Origin of the sequence: Capnocytophaga sp. oral taxon 863 str. F0517 (assembly GCF_000466425.1) — a bacterium.
Lineage (GTDB): Bacteria > Bacteroidota > Bacteroidia > Flavobacteriales > Flavobacteriaceae > Capnocytophaga.
The window spans coordinates 1-17,724 of the sequence record NZ_KE992154.1; the positions used below are offsets into that span (position 1 = coordinate 1).

General features: G+C 39.2%; 22 protein-coding genes. 20 read left to right on the plus strand and 2 right to left on the minus strand.

The window, feature by feature from the left end; all coding sequences use genetic code 11:
* The first annotated feature begins 364 nt into the window (after positions 1-364).
* The 3 genes from sufB (at position 365) to HMPREF1551_RS06795 (ending at position 2,474) form a co-directional block, all read left to right on the plus strand.
* Positions 365-1,834, plus strand: coding sequence for a Fe-S cluster assembly protein SufB (sufB, locus tag HMPREF1551_RS06785; RefSeq protein WP_021628338.1), 1,470 nt, complete (start codon positions 365-367; stop codon positions 1,832-1,834).
* Positions 1,835-1,956: 122 nt separating this feature from the next.
* Positions 1,957-2,175 carry a hypothetical protein gene (locus HMPREF1551_RS06790; RefSeq protein WP_021628339.1) on the plus strand — a complete coding sequence of 73 codons (219 nt, stop codon included), beginning with the start codon at positions 1,957-1,959 and terminating at the stop codon, positions 2,173-2,175.
* A 47-nt stretch (positions 2,176-2,222) separates the two neighbouring features.
* A complete protein-coding gene (locus HMPREF1551_RS06795) occupies positions 2,223-2,474 on the plus strand; it encodes a hypothetical protein (protein ID WP_021628340.1) in 252 nt (83 codons plus the stop codon).
* A 104-nt stretch (positions 2,475-2,578) separates the two neighbouring features.
* On the opposite strand, the gene HMPREF1551_RS06800 is transcribed toward HMPREF1551_RS06795, so the two are convergent.
* Positions 2,579-3,034 carry a methyltransferase family protein gene (locus HMPREF1551_RS06800; protein ID WP_021628341.1) on the minus strand — a complete coding sequence of 152 codons (456 nt, stop codon included), beginning with the start codon at positions 3,032-3,034 and terminating at the stop codon, positions 2,579-2,581.
* 89 nt (positions 3,035-3,123) lie between these two features.
* Between HMPREF1551_RS06800 and HMPREF1551_RS06805 the strand changes: the two genes are divergently transcribed.
* The 11 genes from HMPREF1551_RS06805 to HMPREF1551_RS06855 all read left to right on the plus strand — a co-directional run bounded on the left by HMPREF1551_RS06805 (position 3,124) and on the right by HMPREF1551_RS06855 (position 13,343).
* Positions 3,124-3,699: a Uma2 family endonuclease gene (locus HMPREF1551_RS06805; protein ID WP_021628342.1), complete on the plus strand. Its 576-nt coding sequence runs from the start codon at positions 3,124-3,126 to the stop codon at positions 3,697-3,699.
* Positions 3,699-4,223: a hypothetical protein gene (locus tag HMPREF1551_RS06810; protein WP_021628343.1), complete on the plus strand. Its 525-nt coding sequence runs from the start codon at positions 3,699-3,701 to the stop codon at positions 4,221-4,223. Before HMPREF1551_RS06805 ends, HMPREF1551_RS06810 begins: the two co-directional genes overlap by 1 nt.
* A 52-nt stretch (positions 4,224-4,275) precedes the next feature.
* A complete protein-coding gene (locus HMPREF1551_RS06815; RefSeq protein WP_021628344.1) occupies positions 4,276-5,061 on the plus strand; it encodes an SDR family NAD(P)-dependent oxidoreductase in 786 nt (261 codons plus the stop codon).
* Positions 5,062-5,098: 37 nt separating this feature from the next.
* A complete protein-coding gene (locus tag HMPREF1551_RS06820; RefSeq protein ID WP_021628345.1) occupies positions 5,099-6,091 on the plus strand; it encodes an SMI1/KNR4 family protein in 993 nt (330 codons plus the stop codon).
* On the plus strand, positions 6,084-7,097 hold the full coding sequence (locus HMPREF1551_RS06825; protein WP_021628346.1) for an SMI1/KNR4 family protein: 1,014 nt from the start codon (positions 6,084-6,086) through the stop codon (positions 7,095-7,097). Before HMPREF1551_RS06820 ends, HMPREF1551_RS06825 begins: the two co-directional genes overlap by 8 nt.
* A 129-nt stretch (positions 7,098-7,226) precedes the next feature.
* Complete coding sequence (locus HMPREF1551_RS06830) at positions 7,227-8,813, plus strand: DNA methyltransferase (RefSeq protein WP_021628347.1); 1,587 nt, start codon at positions 7,227-7,229, stop codon at positions 8,811-8,813.
* A 7-nt stretch (positions 8,814-8,820) separates the two neighbouring features.
* A complete protein-coding gene (locus HMPREF1551_RS06835; protein ID WP_021628348.1) occupies positions 8,821-9,888 on the plus strand; it encodes a TdeIII family type II restriction endonuclease in 1,068 nt (355 codons plus the stop codon).
* Positions 9,888-10,475: a Uma2 family endonuclease gene (locus HMPREF1551_RS06840; RefSeq protein ID WP_021628349.1), complete on the plus strand. Its 588-nt coding sequence runs from the start codon at positions 9,888-9,890 to the stop codon at positions 10,473-10,475. Before HMPREF1551_RS06835 ends, HMPREF1551_RS06840 begins: the two co-directional genes overlap by 1 nt.
* A 43-nt stretch (positions 10,476-10,518) precedes the next feature.
* The gene (gene sufC, locus HMPREF1551_RS06845) at positions 10,519-11,256 is read left to right on the plus strand and encodes a Fe-S cluster assembly ATPase SufC (protein ID WP_021628350.1); all 738 of its coding nucleotides are present in this window, start codon (positions 10,519-10,521) and stop codon (positions 11,254-11,256) included.
* Between the two features lie 55 nt (positions 11,257-11,311).
* Positions 11,312-12,607 (plus strand): Fe-S cluster assembly protein SufD, encoded by a 1,296-nt coding sequence (gene sufD / locus HMPREF1551_RS06850; RefSeq protein WP_021628351.1) that lies wholly within the window; start codon positions 11,312-11,314, stop codon positions 12,605-12,607.
* Between the two features lie 61 nt (positions 12,608-12,668).
* Positions 12,669-13,343: a hypothetical protein gene (locus HMPREF1551_RS06855; protein ID WP_021628352.1), complete on the plus strand. Its 675-nt coding sequence runs from the start codon at positions 12,669-12,671 to the stop codon at positions 13,341-13,343.
* A 44-nt stretch (positions 13,344-13,387) separates the two neighbouring features.
* On the opposite strand, the gene HMPREF1551_RS06860 is transcribed toward HMPREF1551_RS06855, so the two are convergent.
* Positions 13,388-14,137 (minus strand): superoxide dismutase, encoded by a 750-nt coding sequence (locus tag HMPREF1551_RS06860; RefSeq protein WP_034544452.1) that lies wholly within the window; start codon positions 14,135-14,137, stop codon positions 13,388-13,390.
* Between the two features lie 381 nt (positions 14,138-14,518).
* Here HMPREF1551_RS06860 and HMPREF1551_RS06865 point away from each other — a divergent pair, with 381 nt between their 5' ends.
* The 6 genes from HMPREF1551_RS06865 (at position 14,519) to HMPREF1551_RS06890 (ending at position 17,570) form a co-directional block, all read left to right on the plus strand.
* The gene (locus HMPREF1551_RS06865) at positions 14,519-14,941 is read left to right on the plus strand and encodes a hypothetical protein (RefSeq protein WP_021628354.1); all 423 of its coding nucleotides are present in this window, start codon (positions 14,519-14,521) and stop codon (positions 14,939-14,941) included.
* Positions 14,942-15,096: 155 nt separating this feature from the next.
* Positions 15,097-15,396, plus strand: coding sequence for a hypothetical protein (locus HMPREF1551_RS06870; protein ID WP_021628355.1), 300 nt, complete (start codon positions 15,097-15,099; stop codon positions 15,394-15,396).
* Between the two features lie 30 nt (positions 15,397-15,426).
* On the plus strand, positions 15,427-15,981 hold the full coding sequence (locus HMPREF1551_RS13475) for an RHS repeat-associated core domain-containing protein (RefSeq protein WP_021628356.1): 555 nt from the start codon (positions 15,427-15,429) through the stop codon (positions 15,979-15,981).
* An 18-nt stretch (positions 15,982-15,999) separates the two neighbouring features.
* Positions 16,000-16,308: a hypothetical protein gene (locus tag HMPREF1551_RS06880; RefSeq protein ID WP_021628357.1), complete on the plus strand. Its 309-nt coding sequence runs from the start codon at positions 16,000-16,002 to the stop codon at positions 16,306-16,308.
* Positions 16,309-16,548: 240 nt separating this feature from the next.
* Positions 16,549-16,938 carry a hypothetical protein gene (locus tag HMPREF1551_RS06885; RefSeq protein ID WP_021628358.1) on the plus strand — a complete coding sequence of 130 codons (390 nt, stop codon included), beginning with the start codon at positions 16,549-16,551 and terminating at the stop codon, positions 16,936-16,938.
* Positions 16,920-17,570 carry a hypothetical protein gene (locus tag HMPREF1551_RS06890; protein ID WP_021628359.1) on the plus strand — a complete coding sequence of 217 codons (651 nt, stop codon included), beginning with the start codon at positions 16,920-16,922 and terminating at the stop codon, positions 17,568-17,570. The genes HMPREF1551_RS06885 and HMPREF1551_RS06890 overlap by 19 nt, the downstream gene beginning before the upstream one ends.
* Positions 17,571-17,724: the final 154 nt, after the last annotated feature.

Here is a 17,724-nt window from a genome sequence, read left to right on the forward strand (position 1 = left end):
ACTTGCGTATTGGCACCAACCCGAACGATGATGCCCCCGATGCACTTACCGGATCCGTAGAGTGCCGCCAGCCCCCCAAACGAAAAAGCGTGATGGAGATATTGGGCTATGTAAGATAGTGACTAATGACCAGTGACTAATCCTATTGCACTCGTCATTCGTCACTCGTCATTCGTCACTCGTCATTCGTCACTCGTCATTCGTCACTAGTCATTATTTAGTCTTTATTTTTTTGCTTTTTATTAAGAATAAAGTGCGAAAAAAGTAGTAATTTTGTCCTCTGATAGAGGAGTGCCCTTTGCAATACCTAATAAAGGATGTAGTTATCTTTTATCCAACAATTTAGCTTTTAAAATACTGAAAAATGGCAAAATACACTGAAGAAGAACTGAAAGAAGAATTAGAAAACAGTGAGTACAAATATGGTTTCTATACCGATATAGAATCGGATACCTTTCCTAAAGGACTCAATGAAGAGGTGGTCATTGCCCTCTCTAAAAAGAAAAACGAACCCCAATGGATGACCGACTGGCGTGTGGAGGCTTTCCGTATCTGGAAGGCGATGCCAGAGCCACCTCATTGGGCCAATCTAAAATTTGAAACCCCTGACTTCCAAGATATCGCTTACTATTCGGCTCCTAAGAAGAAACCAAAGCTCAATAGCTTAGACGAGGTAGATCCGCAGCTGATTGAGACTTTCCAAAAGTTGGGTATCTCCCTTGAGGAGCAAAAACGTTTGGCAGGGGTAGAGGATAAGCCTGCTGTGGCCGTGGATGTGGTCATGGACTCTGTATCAGTGGCTACCACTTTCCAAAAGACTTTGGCGGAAAAAGGCATTATCTTCTGTGCCATTTCCGAGGCGATACAGAAACACCCCGACTTAGTGCGTAAGTACTTAGGAACGGTAGTGCCCAAGACAGACAACTTCTATGCGGCACTGAACTCAGCGGTCTTCACCGATGGTTCTTTCTGCTATGTGCCCAAAGGGGTGCGTTGCCCTATGGAACTTTCTACCTATTTTCGTATCAATCAGGCAGGTACCGGTCAGTTCGAGCGTACCTTGCTCATTGTAGATGAAGGCGCTTATGTATCCTACTTGGAGGGTTGTACCGCTCCTAAGCGTGATGAAAACCAATTGCATGCTGCCGTGGTGGAACTCATCGCTATGGATGGAGGCGAGATCAAGTACTCTACCGTACAGAACTGGTTCCCAGGGGATAAGGACGGTAAGGGAGGTGTGTATAACTTTGTAACCAAGCGCGCCTTGGCCGAGAAGAATGCTAAAATATCTTGGACACAGGTGGAGACAGGTTCCGCTATTACTTGGAAGTATCCTTCTGTAGTGCTCAAAGGGGATAACTCCATAGGGGAGTTCTATTCCATTGCGGTAACCAACCATTTCCAACAAGCCGATACAGGGACTAAGATGATTCACTTGGGCAACAATACCAAATCCACCATCATCTCCAAGGGTATTTCCGCAGGTAAGTCACAGAACAGCTACCGAGGTCTGGTAAAGGTAGTGCCCAATGCCAAAAATGCACGTAACTTTTCCCAATGTGATTCCCTACTAATGGGTAACAATTGTGGCGCACATACCTTCCCTTATATAGAGGCGAAAAACCCTACCGCTCAGATAGAGCACGAGGCGACCACCTCCAAAATAGGGGAAGACCAAATATTCTATTGTAACCAACGTGGGATAGATACCGAAAAGGCGATCTCCCTCATTGTCAATGGCTTTGGTAAGGAAGTGCTGAACAAGCTCCCTATGGAGTTTGCCGTAGAAGCACAAAAGTTATTGGAAATCAGCTTAGAAGGTAGTGTAGGATAATGACCAACGACTAACGATTAATGACCAATGACAAGTACTAATAGGGTTTGTCATTGGTCATTTATAATATTCTATACTCAGGATTCATTAGTATTGGGTTATAGAGATTAATAAAAATTACTATGCAAACAGAAATCATTTGGAAAACAACACTGAAAAACGGTATTTATGGGAGTCTTACCCCTCCACTTGCCAACCCTTTTAATCCCGACCATTTTTATGTAGCTGATGGTTGGGGCTCTATAGTTATTTCAGGAGGCGAAAAACTCATTCATTTCTTTGAAAAACAGCAGTTTTTATTATGTGTAGAATATAAAAAGTTGGTAGGATGTAGCCTTTAATAGTAACGATTTATTACCCAAAGTCAGGCACTAATGATTATTTTAGTATGAAATTATTCAAGCAAAAATCGTGGCAGTTTGAAATCTCAGGAGTAGAAGGCGAGGTAAAACTCTTTGGTGTAAATATCTTTGACTACAAATGGCAAGAAACGGGAGAATATGTAAAAGTAACAGACCCTCTCTATCACGTTGAAAGGTCTTTTTGTCTTTATAAAGTAGTGATAAATGGCGAAACACACAGCTTTGTAGCAGGGGAGTTTAGCAATATGATATGGGGATTTTATTTGCTGAAATATTGATATGGAAAACATCAAGAAACTATACCAATTAGCTGCTGAGGACTGCAAAGGCTTTTCAGAAGCGCAGTTGTTAAAAGCTGAAAGAAGTATGGGAATTAAAAAATTCACAACCAGCGGCGTACTTTTAGGCAATAGTTTTCGTATTCTTTGCCAAATTTCATCCTCAGGGCGCGCTCTTCTGGAATGATTTGAAAGCGTGTCATATAGGCTATAAATAGCGGTATCCCTATCCAAGTTAAAAGATAAGAGAGCCATATCGCCCAAGCTATTAGGCAACAAGCCAAGCCTACATACATAGGGTTACGACTTAGTTGGTATATCCCTTTTGAAACAAAATGAGTAGCTTGCGAGGGATTAAGAGGATCAATAGTAGTGTGGGCTTTGTGAAAACTCCAAAGACCAGCCAAGCCAACTCCCACGCCTATCATTGTGAAGGTTATAGCCACTGCGGGCAGGTAGGGCAATACACCAAAAGGCAATAAACGAGCTATTCCCCACATTGTCAAGGCGCAGATAAGAAATACTATAGCAGGTGGGATTTTAAGTTCTAGATTTTTCATTTTCTATTTTCTAAGTGCAAAGGTAGTGATATTTTGGCAAATACCAAATTATCCTTATCTTTGTATCCTAAAACCTTACTTTCAAAGCTATGGAAATTACACATATCAATCAATTAGACCCTTTGGGCACTTACACCTATGCCGATTATCTGCTCTGGAAGCTCAAAGAGAAAATACAGCTCTTTAAGGGGAAAATATTTGCAATGAGCCCAGCACCAGCAAGGTTTCACCAAGAAATCTCTACCAACCTAAACGAGCTACTAATACCTTTTTTTAAGGGACAAAAATGCAAGATTTATTCCGCTCCTTTTGATGTCTTCTTCAAAAGTGCAGACGGTAAGGAGTCGGTTGTGCAGCCTGATATTTGTGTGATATGCGACCGACAGAAACTCACCCAGCGAGGCTGTGAAGGAGCACCTAATCTCATCATTGAGATTCTTTCGAGAGGCACCCAATACAACGATACCAAGCTGAAGTTTGACCTCTATCAGGAGCAGGGCGTACCTGAATATTGGGTAGTAGACCCTTACTATAAAACGGTACAAATCTACCTATATCGTGAGGGTAACTATATAGCGCTTTCCCCTATTTTAGAAACCGACGAAGTGCAATCGGTTACCTATCCCGATTTGCGCTTTCCGGCAAATAAAATTTTTGAAGAATAATGAATACCCTAAGAAAAGAACTACGTACTGATTTTGCAACAGCAGAAAAGCTGTACCCGCTTATACTAAAACGTTTGGAAGACTACGAAGCCTTTCATGATGCCCAAAGTGAAGGCACTCCCAAGGAAGTATTTGACAAAGAATACAAGGCGATGGAGCAATACCTCAGCGAACTCACTGGCAAAGACCTTTCCGATACTTGGCTATGGGAATGGTGGGAGTGTAATGGTATTGAAGCTTTTGCTTTTGATTTGGCAATGCCCGACCCTGTAAAGCACAACGACCTCACCCGTGAAGACATCACTGCTTTTGTGCGTATCATTATAGACAATGAATTTGAGTGCGAAAACGACTTTCAGGAGGAGTTTATGCCTTATATGTTCTACGGACATCAGTACTTTTATAAGTTTTTAGAACTTAACTGTCCACATTTTGACCCTATGGCATTTAATACCACCAAGGATAAAAAAGGCAAGTATCACGAGCCTACTGTGGAGGAGGTAATGAAGAAGATATGGAAATAGGTGTTAGGATATAGGGAATAGAATTGATAATCAATCTTAAATAGCTAAATAAATGGAACTAAATCGTATCAAAGGAAAAATCGCTTTTATCTCAGGCGCCAGTAGTGGGATAGGTAAAGCCGTAGCCGAAAAATTGGCACAAATGGGTGCAAACCTTATTCTCTGTGCACGAAGAGCAGATGTTTTAGCAGAACTGAAAGCTAAAATAGAAAAAGAACACGCTATAGAGGTCATCACTTTAGCATTTGACGTAAGAGACTACCAAGAGGTAGCGAAAAATATCCAATCTTTACCTGAAAAATGGCGACAAATTGAGATTCTTATTAACAATGCAGGCTTGGCCATAGGACTACAACCCCTTCACACTTACGCTATGGAAGATGCCGACCAGATGATTGATACCAACATCAAAGGATTTACTTATGTAGCCAATAGTGTGATTCCGCTCATGCTCGCCACTGACAAGGTGGGTACCATTGTGAACATCGGGTCGGTAGCGGGGGAAATAGCTTACCCCAATGGCAGTATCTATTGTGCAACCAAGTTTGCTGTAAAAGCCCTCAGCGATGCCATGCGTATAGAACTGTTGGACAAGAAAATCAAGGTAACGACCATAAAACCAGGCTTGGTAGAGACCAACTTCAGCAAGGTGCGTTTCAAAGGCGATACCGAGAAAGCCGATAATGTGTACAAAGGCATCACCCCCCTCTATGCTGAAGATATCGCCGACACGATCGCCTATATCGTCAATCTACCTGACAAAGTACAGATTACCGACATCACCGTCACTCCGCTCCACCAAGCCGATGCTTTGCATGTGTATAAATTGATAAATTAGTCAATTTACTAATTCTCTAATTTGCTAATTTTCCATTATGTTAAAAACCTTAGAACAACAATACCAATTTCAATATCCTGAACTATATCATCGGCTTTATACTGACCAAATGCTCGATATAGGCGAATATGCTTCGCATTGGAGTAAAGAAGTATATCCACGACTTAAAAACCACCCACCGCTCTTTTTGTACAGCGGTGAGTTTGAGTTGATACCACTTACTAATATTGCAGAAACTATTGAAGAACTCAATGGTGAGGAGAGTTGGTTCAACATCAATACTGATTACCTTTTTATTCCTTTCGGACAAACAGGTGGCGGTGATTATTATTGCTTTTTGTACGACCAAAATGCTCCTAAGCCTACTCCTCCTATAGCCTTGTTACAACACGATTCTGACGAGGCAGAGCTATTGGCAAACACCCTCGAAGACTTCTTTTTCTATGAGATGCTCAACTCGGTGAACGATATATACGAGGGGTCGCTTGTGCGCAGTGAAGGTGATTTCTACGAAAATATAACCCGCCTGCTACAAAGCCACTTGCCTTATATAACCAACGAGGCGCAACGGCAAGTAATACAAGAAGTTTATAGCCGAAAACTCACCGATTTCACACGTGTGTCGCCTCGTTTTACCCAAACCTATCAAGGATTATTATCCGATGAAGAATTGGCGCAACTTCTGCAACAGTATATCCCCATAACAGGCGAAAAGACTTTTGTATATACAACTGAAAATGAAGTAGAAAGCACCCCTCCGCGATATATAGACGGAACGCTCTATGTACGGGTAAGTCCTATTCCTGCCAAAAACGACAAAGTGTATGATGCCCTCAAAGCACTGAATTGGCGACAAAACAAAGCTGTTACCGACCGCTTAGAGTACAGTAAGAAAATGCAATTGTACTACAACGACCAGTATGGTATCCCGTGGGAAGAGTATATTTTAGGTGCTTTCAAAGAGCGTATTGAGGTGCTGAAGAAATTCCCCAATGTAACCGTAACTTTTGAAGAAGCAAATAATGACTAAACAAGAAAAAGATTTCAGCGACCTCTCCCAAAAACTTCTCACCACTATTGATGGCAGCGAATATCACGAATTGGTAAGAAAAATAGTGAAGAAGTACGGTGAGAAAATGCGTCAAGAAACCTTACAAACCTTAGTACGAGCAGTAAAAGAAAGCGAAATAACCCACGCTCGCGACTTTGTAATTGCACGTATCTCGGAACTTGTGACCGAAAATGATACTGAACTTGCCCCTTTCTTCTACGAGGTGATAAACCAAGGCTTACCCTATTGGGCTTTTAGCGGACTGCTGAAAGTAGAGGGAGACAAGTGCTATCCTTTTTTGGTAGATTACTTGCAAAAGGAGGATAGCAAAGAGAATAAAGGCAGCGCTATCATTGCCTTAGCCGAGCATAGCGGACAGCCTTTTAACAGCAACCTCCCCTCTGATCCTGCTTATTGGCAAGCCCTACCTATGGAAAAAGTACTTGAATGGCAAGTGCAAGGCTACCCACAAAACAAACCACAAAACGAGTTTCCATTTTTAATAACCCATCCGCAAACCGACTTAGAGAAGGCAGTGGCTAAAATAGAGCAGGTATTGGCAAAAGAGAGAGATTTTTGGAAGGTAAATTCTTATCAGTATAACAACGCTATACTGCAAGCAGCTGAAAAACAAGTCATTGATAAGATCAAAGAACGCTGGGAGCTACCTACTCTTTACCTTACTTTCTTAGAACGCTTTTCGCCTGCCAATGATGCTTTCCTCAAGGATATCAATCTCTATGGTGCTAATACTTTAATAGCGCATCAGTGTGGTTATGCTTTCAGTAGCCCCGATGACGAGCCTTTTCCCGATTGGAATGCCCATTGGCTTGTAATCGCGGACAAAGATGCTGATCCCTATATACTTGACCTTTCCAAAAGTGACGGTAACGATGCTCCCATCTACAAAGCGCCCCACGGTATGGGAGTATGGAAACTGCGCAAGGTTTCAGGAAGTTTCTTAGAGTTCTTAGAAAAATTGTAGGAGGGTATCTCTGGAGAGAAGGTAGATTCCAGATTACTAAAAAGATAAAGTCGTCTTTTTCTTGGAAAGCAAAAAGAAATGATGTATCTTTGCACCTTGAAATAAAACGATGGAAGGAGAGACGGCATTATGTTAAGTCCTAATCAATACTTTACGCTTCAGCAGGCCTCACAGTGGGCGACACAATATATGGGCAAGAATGTTACTTCGTCCAATATTTCCTATTTAGTGCAGTATGGTAAGGTCAAAAGATATGAAAATGATGGGGTTACCCAAATAGATAAAGAAGAACTCAAGGCCTATTACGATGCTTTGGGAGGCAGTCGTCAGAAACAGTGGAAGGAAATATTGGGAGAGGATTTGAATTGGGATTTATCATTCGAGCAATACAAAGAGGCAGAGACGACTAAGCATGTACATCGCTTGCATCCTTATAAGGGTAAGTTTATTCCACAATTGGTAGCATATTTTTTAGATACTCATACGGATAACTTTAAAAAGGAAGTATTTTTCAAAGCAGGAGATATAGTACTTGACCCCTTTTCAGGCAGTGGTACCACTATGGTACAGGCCTCAGAGCTGGGTATGCATGCCATTGGGGTAGATGTATCAGTCTTCAATGCACTCATAGGCAATGCTAAAGTGGGTCATTATGATTTGGTAGATGTGTATAACCAAACACTTCGGATTACATATGCCCTAAAGAATTTCTTAGCAGAGAAACACATCCTTGATTTTGATGCAGAACTTACTGAAGCACTTAATAATTTTAATAAAGAATACTTTCCTGTACCTGATTATAAATACAAGTTACAACGCAAAGAGATAGACGGTAAAGTATATGGTGCTGAAAAAGAACAACAGTTCTTACCTATCTATCAAGCTCTTGTAGAGAGATATCACATTCAGCTAAAACAAGCTAAAGCCGATACGTTTTTAGACAAGTGGTATATACAGCACGTACGCGAGGAGATAGATTTTGTGTTTAACCTTATTAAACAAATACCTAATCCTGCCACCAAGCGTATAGTTACACTTATCCTAAGTCGTACTATTCGCAGTTGTCGTGCCACCACTCACGCCGATTTAGCGACCCTAATAGAACCTATAACGACTACTTACTATTGTGCCAAACACGGTAAGGTGTGTAAGCCGTTATTCTCTATCCTAAAATGGTGGGAGACTTATGTCAAAGATACGATCAAGCGCTTAGAGCAGTTCGGTCAGTTACGCACTCATACTTATCAGAAATGTTTGCAAGGGGATAGTCGTACTATTGACATTTTTGAGGCATTAGAGCATAAGAATCCAGAGTTTGCCGCTTTGGTAAGAAAGCAGAAAATAAAGGGCATTTTCTCATCGCCTCCTTATGTAGGGCTGATTGATTATCATGAGCAACACGCTTATGCTTATGATCTTTTTGGTTTTGAGCGCAATGATGATAAAGAGATAGGTCCCCTTTACAAAGGACAAGGACAGGAAGCCAAGCGTATGTATGTAGCTGGTATCGCTGAAGTACTGACCAACAGCAAACGCTTTTTAGCCGATGATTACGATGTATTTTTGGTAGCCAATGACAAATATGGTTTATACCCCGAAATAGCCGAGCGAGCAGGAATGCGAATTGTAAACCAATACAAACGCCCTGTGCTGAATCGTACTGAAAAAGACAAAAACGCGTACGCTGAGATTATATTTCATTTGAAAGAAAAATAGAAAAGTTATGGCTTTAACTAATTTACAAAAAGAAAAAATAGCTATTGAAGTAATAAGAACACTTGTAAATCGATTTGATAAATTTCCTGAAAACACTTCAGGAAATAGAAATGCTCCTTTTCACGAAGCTTTCTTAAGTGCTTTTACTGATAAGTTGCAAGATAAAGTTCCCGATGTGCCTTTCTTTATAAGCTTAAGTAGTTGGTTACATGGCTTAAATACTACCTTAGGTCAACAATTTTTTGAAAGTATAGCTCATCATCTGTCTGATGGAGAAAAAAGAGAGTACACGGCTAAACGTTTAGGAACTCAGTACATTACACAGCAACAAAAAGAGGATATTTCAGAACTTATTACTGATTTAGATAATGCGGCACAAACACCTAATCTTGAAAGAGAGAATGGTGTTATATTTCAAAATGCAGATAGCACATTAGTAAGGGCTCTTGATTTTTCAGCAGATGTTTTTATAGAAGAAAATGATACTATTACCGCTATTGAACTAAAATCGGTAAAACCTAATTCAGGAGAAATGCGAGGTGAAAAACAGAAAATTTTAGAAGGGAAAGCAGTCTTATATAGGCTATTTCCTAACAAAGAGATTAGATTTTATATAGGATTCCCTTTTGACCCTACAGAGAATCCAACAGTTCCTACTACTTATAATAAAGATAGATTTTTTTCTTCTATTATAAAAATGTCTAAGTTTTTTGCACAAGAAGAAACTTTGTTAGCCAGTGAATTGTGGGATTTTCTTTCAGGAGAAAGAAATACTATGGAACAAATATTGGGTATTATTAATGCTATTTCTACTCCAGAATTTCTAATAAAATTTAATTTTCTTCTAGATAATAACAATAGAGGCTTAGAAAGCTATAAAAAACAACTTGAAGAATGGTATCTATTTTCTGAGATATTACTCATAGAAAATGACGACCAGATAAAAGAATCTATACAAAACAAAATAAGATTGACAAAGTGTTACAACCAAAAACTCTTTAAAAATGAAGGAGGTTACAACTATGAACGATATTACAGACTAAAGAGTTTAATCCCTCAAAAAACCAATGACTAATGGAAATCACTAATATCAATCAGTTAGATCCGCTCTATGGGGTGTATTCCTATGCGGACTATCTGTTGTGGAAGTTCAAGGAACGGGTGGAGCTCTTCAAGGGAAAGCTCTTTAGGATGTCTGCCCCTTCGGCTTTGCATCAGGAAGTATCCATGAGGTTGGCAGGGGAGCTATATCAGTTTTTTAAAGGAAAGGATTGTAAGGTCTTTCATGCGCCCTTTGATGTGCGTTTGCTTCGAGAGGCCAAGGAAGATAAGGATATTTATACGGTAGTACAGCCTGATATTTGTGTGGTATGCGATGCAGAAAAGATAGACAAGCGTGGTTGTTATGGAGCGCCTGATTTGGTGATAGAAATTCTCTCTCCTGGCAATTCTAAGAAGGAGATGAAATACAAATACGCTTTGTACCAGGAGGCTAAAGTCCCCGAATACTGGATCATAGACCCGGATCACCAAAATGTATTGCTCTATGTTCTCAAGGATGGTAAGTATCAGAATCCTATCAATATAGTGGAAGGAAATATCCCATCAGAAAAGTTTCCTACACTCCAAATAAGCACAGACGATATTTTTTTAGAAAACTAAAAAACAGGAAATACAAAATTAATACACTAAAAACTCATCAAACATGTTAATAATAAAAAATCTCCACGCAGGGGTGGATGGTAAGGAAATCCTTAAAGGAATCAACTTAGAAGTGAAAGCAGGCGAAGTACATGCGATTATGGGGCCTAATGGAGCGGGCAAATCTACATTGTCCTCTGTAATTGCTGGAAATGAGAACTTCGAGGTGACAGAGGGGGATGTGATCCTCAATGGGGAGAGCCTCTTAGAGGATGCACCAGAAGAGCGCGCTCACAAGGGTATCTTTATGTCCTTCCAGTATCCGGTGGAAATACCTGGTATATCGGTAACCAACTTTATCAAAACAGCCATCAATGAGAGCCGTAAGGCACAAGGACTTCCCGAGATGTCTGCCGGCGAACTCCTTAAAAAGATACGGGAGAAAGCTGCCCTTTTGGAAATCAATCCGGACTTCCTCGCGCGTTCCCTTAACCAAGGCTTCTCCGGAGGAGAGAAAAAACGCAACGAAATCTTCCAAATGGCCATGCTCGAACCCAAAGTGGCTATCCTTGACGAAACGGACTCTGGTCTCGATATCGATGCCCTTCGTATTGTGGCCAACGGCGTGAACAAACTCAAGAGTAAGGACAACGCAGTGATTGTTATCACTCACTATCAACGTCTTTTGGACTACATCGTCCCTGACTATGTACATGTGCTTTCCGATGGTAAAATCGTAAAAACAGGAGACAAAAACCTTGCGTTAGAGTTAGAGGAAAAGGGCTACGATTGGCTTAAATAGTGACTAATGACAAGTGACTAACTACTAACCACTAATCACTAACAACTGATAAATCATGGATTTAAAAGAAAAATGGGTAGCCTCTTTTGAGACATTCCCACACAAGGACGATATATTAAAAGACATTCGCCGAGAAGCCCTCAGTTTCTTTGGCGAAAAAGGCTTCCCTCATAAGAAGGTGGAAGCATGGAAATACACTTCGCTTAAGGATATTCAAGCAACAGATTACACGCTGTGGCAGCCTACACAAGCTAAAAAGACATTTGCCCCAGAGGTATTGCACCCTTATTGGATAGAAGGTAGCCACCTATTGGTGTTTGTTAATGGCTTTTTCAGTGCAGAAATGTCCAATACTGATGGTGCAAACTTTACCGTAACGCCCCTATTAGAGGCTTTGCACAAAGGAGGAGCTTCTTTTGTAAGCAAATATTTCAATGCAGATACGGAGAAAGGTGATGTGTTTACAGCGCTCAATACAGCCTATGCGGCCGAAGGGGTCTATATAGAGGTGCCCAAAGGCAAGGTGGTGGAAAAGCCTATCCAACTATTGTATTTGAGTGATGTAGCGGCGCCTACTTGTTTCCAACCGCGTAATATCATCTCCATAGGGGAGCGTGCCGAGCTGAAGGTGATTGAGATGCACCACAACCTCTCCCAAGCACAGGTGCTGACCAATGCCGTAACGGAAGTATTTGTAGCTAAAGAAGCACATTTGGACTACTACAAATTGCAGAACGATGCGCTCCAAGCTTCCTTGATTGACAATACTTATATCTCTCAGCAGGCGCAGAGCCATGCCAGCGTGCATACCTTCTCTTTTGGTGGGACACTCACCCGTAACAACCTGAATTTCTATCACCACGGGGAATACTTGGAATCTACCCTTAAGGGATTGAGTATCCTTGAAGGAAACCAACATACGGATCATTATACCTTGGTGAACCATGCCGAGCCTAACTGTGAGAGCCATCAGGACTATAAGAGCATCGTTAATGACCAAGCTACCAATGTCTTCAATGGGAAAATCATGGTAGAGCAGATTGCTCAAAAGACCAACGCTTACCAGCAGAACGATAATATCTTACTCTCCGAGAAGGCTACCGTATATACCAAACCACAGTTGGAGATCTTTGCCGATGATGTGAAGTGTTCCCATGGATGTACGGTAGGTTCGCTCAGCCCCGATTCTTTGTTCTACCTACAATCGCGTGGGATAGGAAAGAAGGAGGCCGCGGCCTTGCTCACCTATGCCTTTGCCAATACCGTCTTGGAAAGTGTCAAGATACCAGCACTTTCCGAGTATATAAATAAGATCATTGCACAAAAATTGGACGTAAAGGTGGATTTCTAAAAGAAAGCCTCTTATATATAAGAAAAAAATCGTATCTTTGTATCTACAAAATAGGTCTAAGATGCGATTTTTAGTACAGAAAGTATTCCTTATCCTCTTGCTGCTGGCAGCAAGGGACTTGTATGCACAGCAGGAAGTAGTATGGAGGGAAACAAAGTATCATTCGTTTGTTATCAATAAGCTAAACGAATGTAGAGACATGTTTCTCTCTCCTATGATCCGGAAAAGTTGCCAGCGGGTACACTTTATTGGAGGCGCTGATGTGGCGACACTTATGGAAACTCCTAAGGGGATGCGCCCTCAGCCCAAGGAATATCTTTGTCCTAAATATATAGCGACACATTTAGGTATTTTTCGCAATGGGGCTTCTTATATAGTACCCAAGGATATCTTGGACAAATATGGAAGGGAGCTGATAGGGCGCCCTGATAATTGTCAGTTTATCATTCCTAAGGAACAGATGGATTGTATCTTAGAGCAGGCCGCAGGCGATGTGAGTAAGATAGAGGCTGCCTTGGGGGTACCCAGTGGAAGATGGGCAGGGCGAGAACTTTCTCGTATTGATATCCTCTGTCCGGAGGACTTTCACCTAAGGATTCCTACCGGTAATGAAGAAGGAGTGAATGATCTTTGGATACCTGGGGGCTATCTTTGGCAAGGCTACCGAGAGGCCATCATCAGCCAGATACCACAAGGAGCCTATGTAGAAACGAAGATAAAGACAAATGACAAATGACTAATACCACAATGGATTAGTCACTAGTCATTTGTCATTAGTCATTAGCGACTGGCTTCAAATTTTTCTGCTACTTTGTCCCAGTTGATTACATTGAAGAAAGCTTCTATGTATTTAGGGCGAAGGTTTTGGTATTTGAGGTAGTAAGCATGTTCCCATACATCTAAGGCGAGGATAGGGGTACCTTGTATAGGCATATTAGGCATCAAGGGGTTATCCTGATTAGGAGTATCGCCTATGTGTAGCTTACCATCTTTGCCTACTACGAGCCAAGCCCAACCAGAACCGAATTGCTTAGCGGCGGCATCGGCAAATTGCTTTTTGAAATTCTCGAACGAACCAAAATCAGCGTTGATTTGCGCCAAAAGTTTCCCCTGAGGGGCAGTTTTCTTAGGGGTCATCACTTCCCAAAAGAGGGTATGGTTGTAGTAACCTCCGGCATTGTTGCGTACCGCCTTGTTATTCAAGTCCAATCCACTGAGGATTTGCTCGATGCTTTGGCTTTCAAGGGCAGTGCCGGCGATGGCCTTATTCAGGTTGTTGGTATAGGCCAAATAGTGCTTAGAATAGTGGATGGACATGGTACGTCCGTCGATATAAGGTTCCAAGTCACTGTAGCCATAGGCAAGGCCGGAGAGTTGGAATTTGCCTTGGGCTTTCACATCGCTGGGATTCCCCCAGTTCTCTGTGGCAACAGCCTGTTTCACAGTCTCTTGAGCAGTGGACTGTGCAGTCTTGGGGCAGTGGCAAGAAGCGACAACCGCCAGCATACCCGGTAGAATCATTTTTTTCATAGAATAAAAAAATTTAGAGAGGGGAAATAGCATGTTAGGGTTAGAAGCATGGTGCAAAGATACGACTTTTTAATGATTAATGCTAATAATGATTAATGATTAATTTTACGAACTCACTAGTGTCCCATTAAAAATACAAAATATTCTTTTAAATATTTGATATGTAGTTAGTTGTAAATATTTTTAAATAGAACGGATTTGATTTTTATTTTCTATTGTAAAGAACCTCTATCTTTAGGAAAAAGAGCTACAAGCTCACGCCAGCACATAACTACAATACAAGATCTATAAAATTTAACGGGACACTAGTGATAAATGACAATAAATCTACATATATAAAAGCGGCTGAAGAGTATCCGAAAAGAAATGATTTACTAAAAAATGAAGAATAATCAATTGGAAGGAAAGGTAATAGGAATAGCTTTAAAGATGAATAAAGTAAAAGAAAAACCTGTGAGTTATAGTACCTATCAAGGAAAACATAAGAAATTTTATAGACAAATCTACTTTGAATATATTTGTTTATTAATCACTGATCTTTATAAGGAAACTGTACCTGATAATGAGTTTTGTAATGATTTTATTGAAAGACTTAATACTTTAGAGGATGATCCTGAACCTTATTATGCAATAGGATTTATTGAGCATTATGAGCCTTATCGTTGGGCTTGGTATATCATTGTAAATAAATATGAGGTAAGAAATCTTACTGAAGAGGAAATGTTGCTAGAAGGTAAGTTATTTGATACTTTTTTGAAAAGTAAGAATATTAAATTTTGGAACATTGAAGATGATAAAAACTAATCCTTAATGAGGTATTAGCTGAAAAAATATATTAAATAGCCCTCGCTGGCGCGTTTCTTAGAGCTCTTGCCTATGATATTAAGAGCTTATAGCTCTATTATCAAACTTACAAAGCACCACCAGCAGGGGAGAGAGGATGTTGAGAAATATAAAAATTGGATTACATAAAATTAGGGAAGATTTTAAATCTTACAGAAGACAGCGCTATAATGATAGCGAAGCAATACAAAGAAAAATTTAGTAATTTAAAAAATACGCCTGTCAGAGCAGAACTAAATCTTTCTTTTGATGTTGAGGGTGATAAGGCTTGGATAGTAACAGGGGAATTTGAATTATTTGGAGAAATAAGAGAATTTTTCTATGTCATATCCGACCAAACAGGAGAAGTAGCATACACCTTTGATGAACTTGGGAATAGAGACCCACATATAGAACGCCTAATGCCCAAAGAATAGGAGGACTATCTAGATGAGTATGATTAGGAGATGAAGTCTTTCCTTTATCAAGGACAGTATTATGATTTTGAAACGAAACTTGCTTATAATAGGTTTAGTTATTATAACCCTGAAACGGGGGCGTATATATCTCAAGACCCAATAGGGCTTGCTGGGGAAAATCCTACACTATATGGATATGTGAAGGATAGTAACTGGTGGGTAGATAGGTTTGGGTTGGATTGCGATAAGGCTGTATCACAACTTCCTAAGCTTAAAGGAAAAAATATAACATACATACAGAAACAATTAGAGAAAAACGATTTCATATTAAAGAATCCTACTAATGAGCGAAATCAAAGGTGGGTACATGAGGATGGTTCTGAAGTTCAGATTCACAAATATGGAGCTGTTGAAACCACATCTTTTAGAGAAGCCAATAACGCTCATATACATAAGTCTGTAGGGAAACATGGTAAAACAGGAAGCATAGAGTTGGCTGATAATGGTGTTACAATTGTAACTTTTAATTCATCAGATGCTCATATAGGAATAAAAAATCCTAAAGATTTTGAAGAGAAAATAGGAAGATCAAATGGAACTTAATTTAGATAATTTAGAAAAATGGCAGCAGAAGTATATATAATATTTGAAGACAAGGAATGGTATCATATAAACAAAGGAAGAATAAAAGAAAAAATATACTCTTTAAAGACCTTTTTTTATTCCAATAATGACGAATTTTGGTTACAAGATATAGAATACAAGAATACTTGGCCTTTTAATGTGAGAATATTTTTAAAAGATGAATATATTATGGTTGAAATTAGTTCTCATCCGCCAAATATAGAGATATCAGTAGAAGATTTTTTTGATTGGTTTAAAAGGCAAACTATCGTAAAGATACAAGATGAAGATGGTGAACCTTGGTAATGGTAAATAATATGGTAATGTTCCAAATGTGTGGGTAATGTATCAGACGTGTTGTTAAAATTTTATTACATTAAAAATCAACAGAATACAAAAGAACTACCTTATTATTTTCCTTTACCCACTATAGAGAAAAGAGTTTTTCAAGCCTATAATGCGCTCTAAATAGTGCTAGGGGAATTATGAATTGTGAATTTTGAATTGGGCACAAGCTAAAGTCGCTGAATACTTGGAAGCGAGTATGTGACTTGCGCCAGTGGGGGAGATAGGTTTGGGTTAGATATTAGAGATAATTATGAAAAAGGGAAAAATAGAGAAGAAGAACGAGTAGAAGAATTGAAGGAAAAATATTCGGAAATCCAAAGAGAATGTTATTTGAGAGACGCAAAAGGAAATATAAAAATAGATGAGGGCTTTACAGGTGAAGCGAGAAGAATTGATATTGTCGTTATAGAAGATAAAAAAATAGTACATATAGAAGAAGTTACTTCTCTTAAAGCAAGAAAAGTAGAACAAGAAGAAAAAACGAGGAGGATACGAGAAAACGGTCCTACATATATTAGAGATAGAAAAACAAATGAGTTAATATTATTACCTAAAAGAAAAAAAATAAAATGTCACAGAAGAAAATAGTCACAGAAGAAATCATAATTTTTGATAAAGTGAAATGGTATGAAGATGAAAATCAAGATATTATAAAAAAATGGTTAGACTTTCTTTTAAAAAGCCTCTTGGATAATAACTTGCTTTCAGAAGAAGGAAAGGAAATTTTTTTAGAATTTGGAATAGATAATGAATTTAGTTTAAATTCAAATCTTTTAACTGCTGAAGGAGTTGTTTTTTTAAAGAAGAAATATAAGAAATTTGTTTTAAATTTATCAAAAAAAGGATTCTGTTCAGCAGCTAAAGAATTAACAAATGAGTTAATTCTCTTCAGTATAAAAGTTCCAAAAGAAAAAGGATTTTTATATGCTTGTGTAGAAACAAGTTGGGATATTGCTAAAGAAGAAGGTTTTAGTTATGAACAGGCAACAAATAAATTTAAAGTATTATTACAATGGGCTTCTGATAATGGACATTTAGAAAGTGAAGCTAAAAAATATCTTTTATTAGATAGATTACCTAAAAATTTTTGTTTATACAGTTGGATGTTTTCTGAAGAATTTAATAAAAAATTCCCTCCAATTTATACTAAATGGAGTGAAAAAATAAAATTTAATAGTTCTAATATAGATATGTCTCTAATTGAAGAATGTCTCAAATAGGTAATGTATCAGACGTGTTGTTAAAATTTTATCCCATTAACAGCCAGTACAATACAAAAGAATTGCCCTACTATTTCCCTTAACCCCCCATAGAGATAAGCGTTTTTTAAGCCTATAATACGCTCTAAATAGTGCGAGGGGAATTATGAATTTT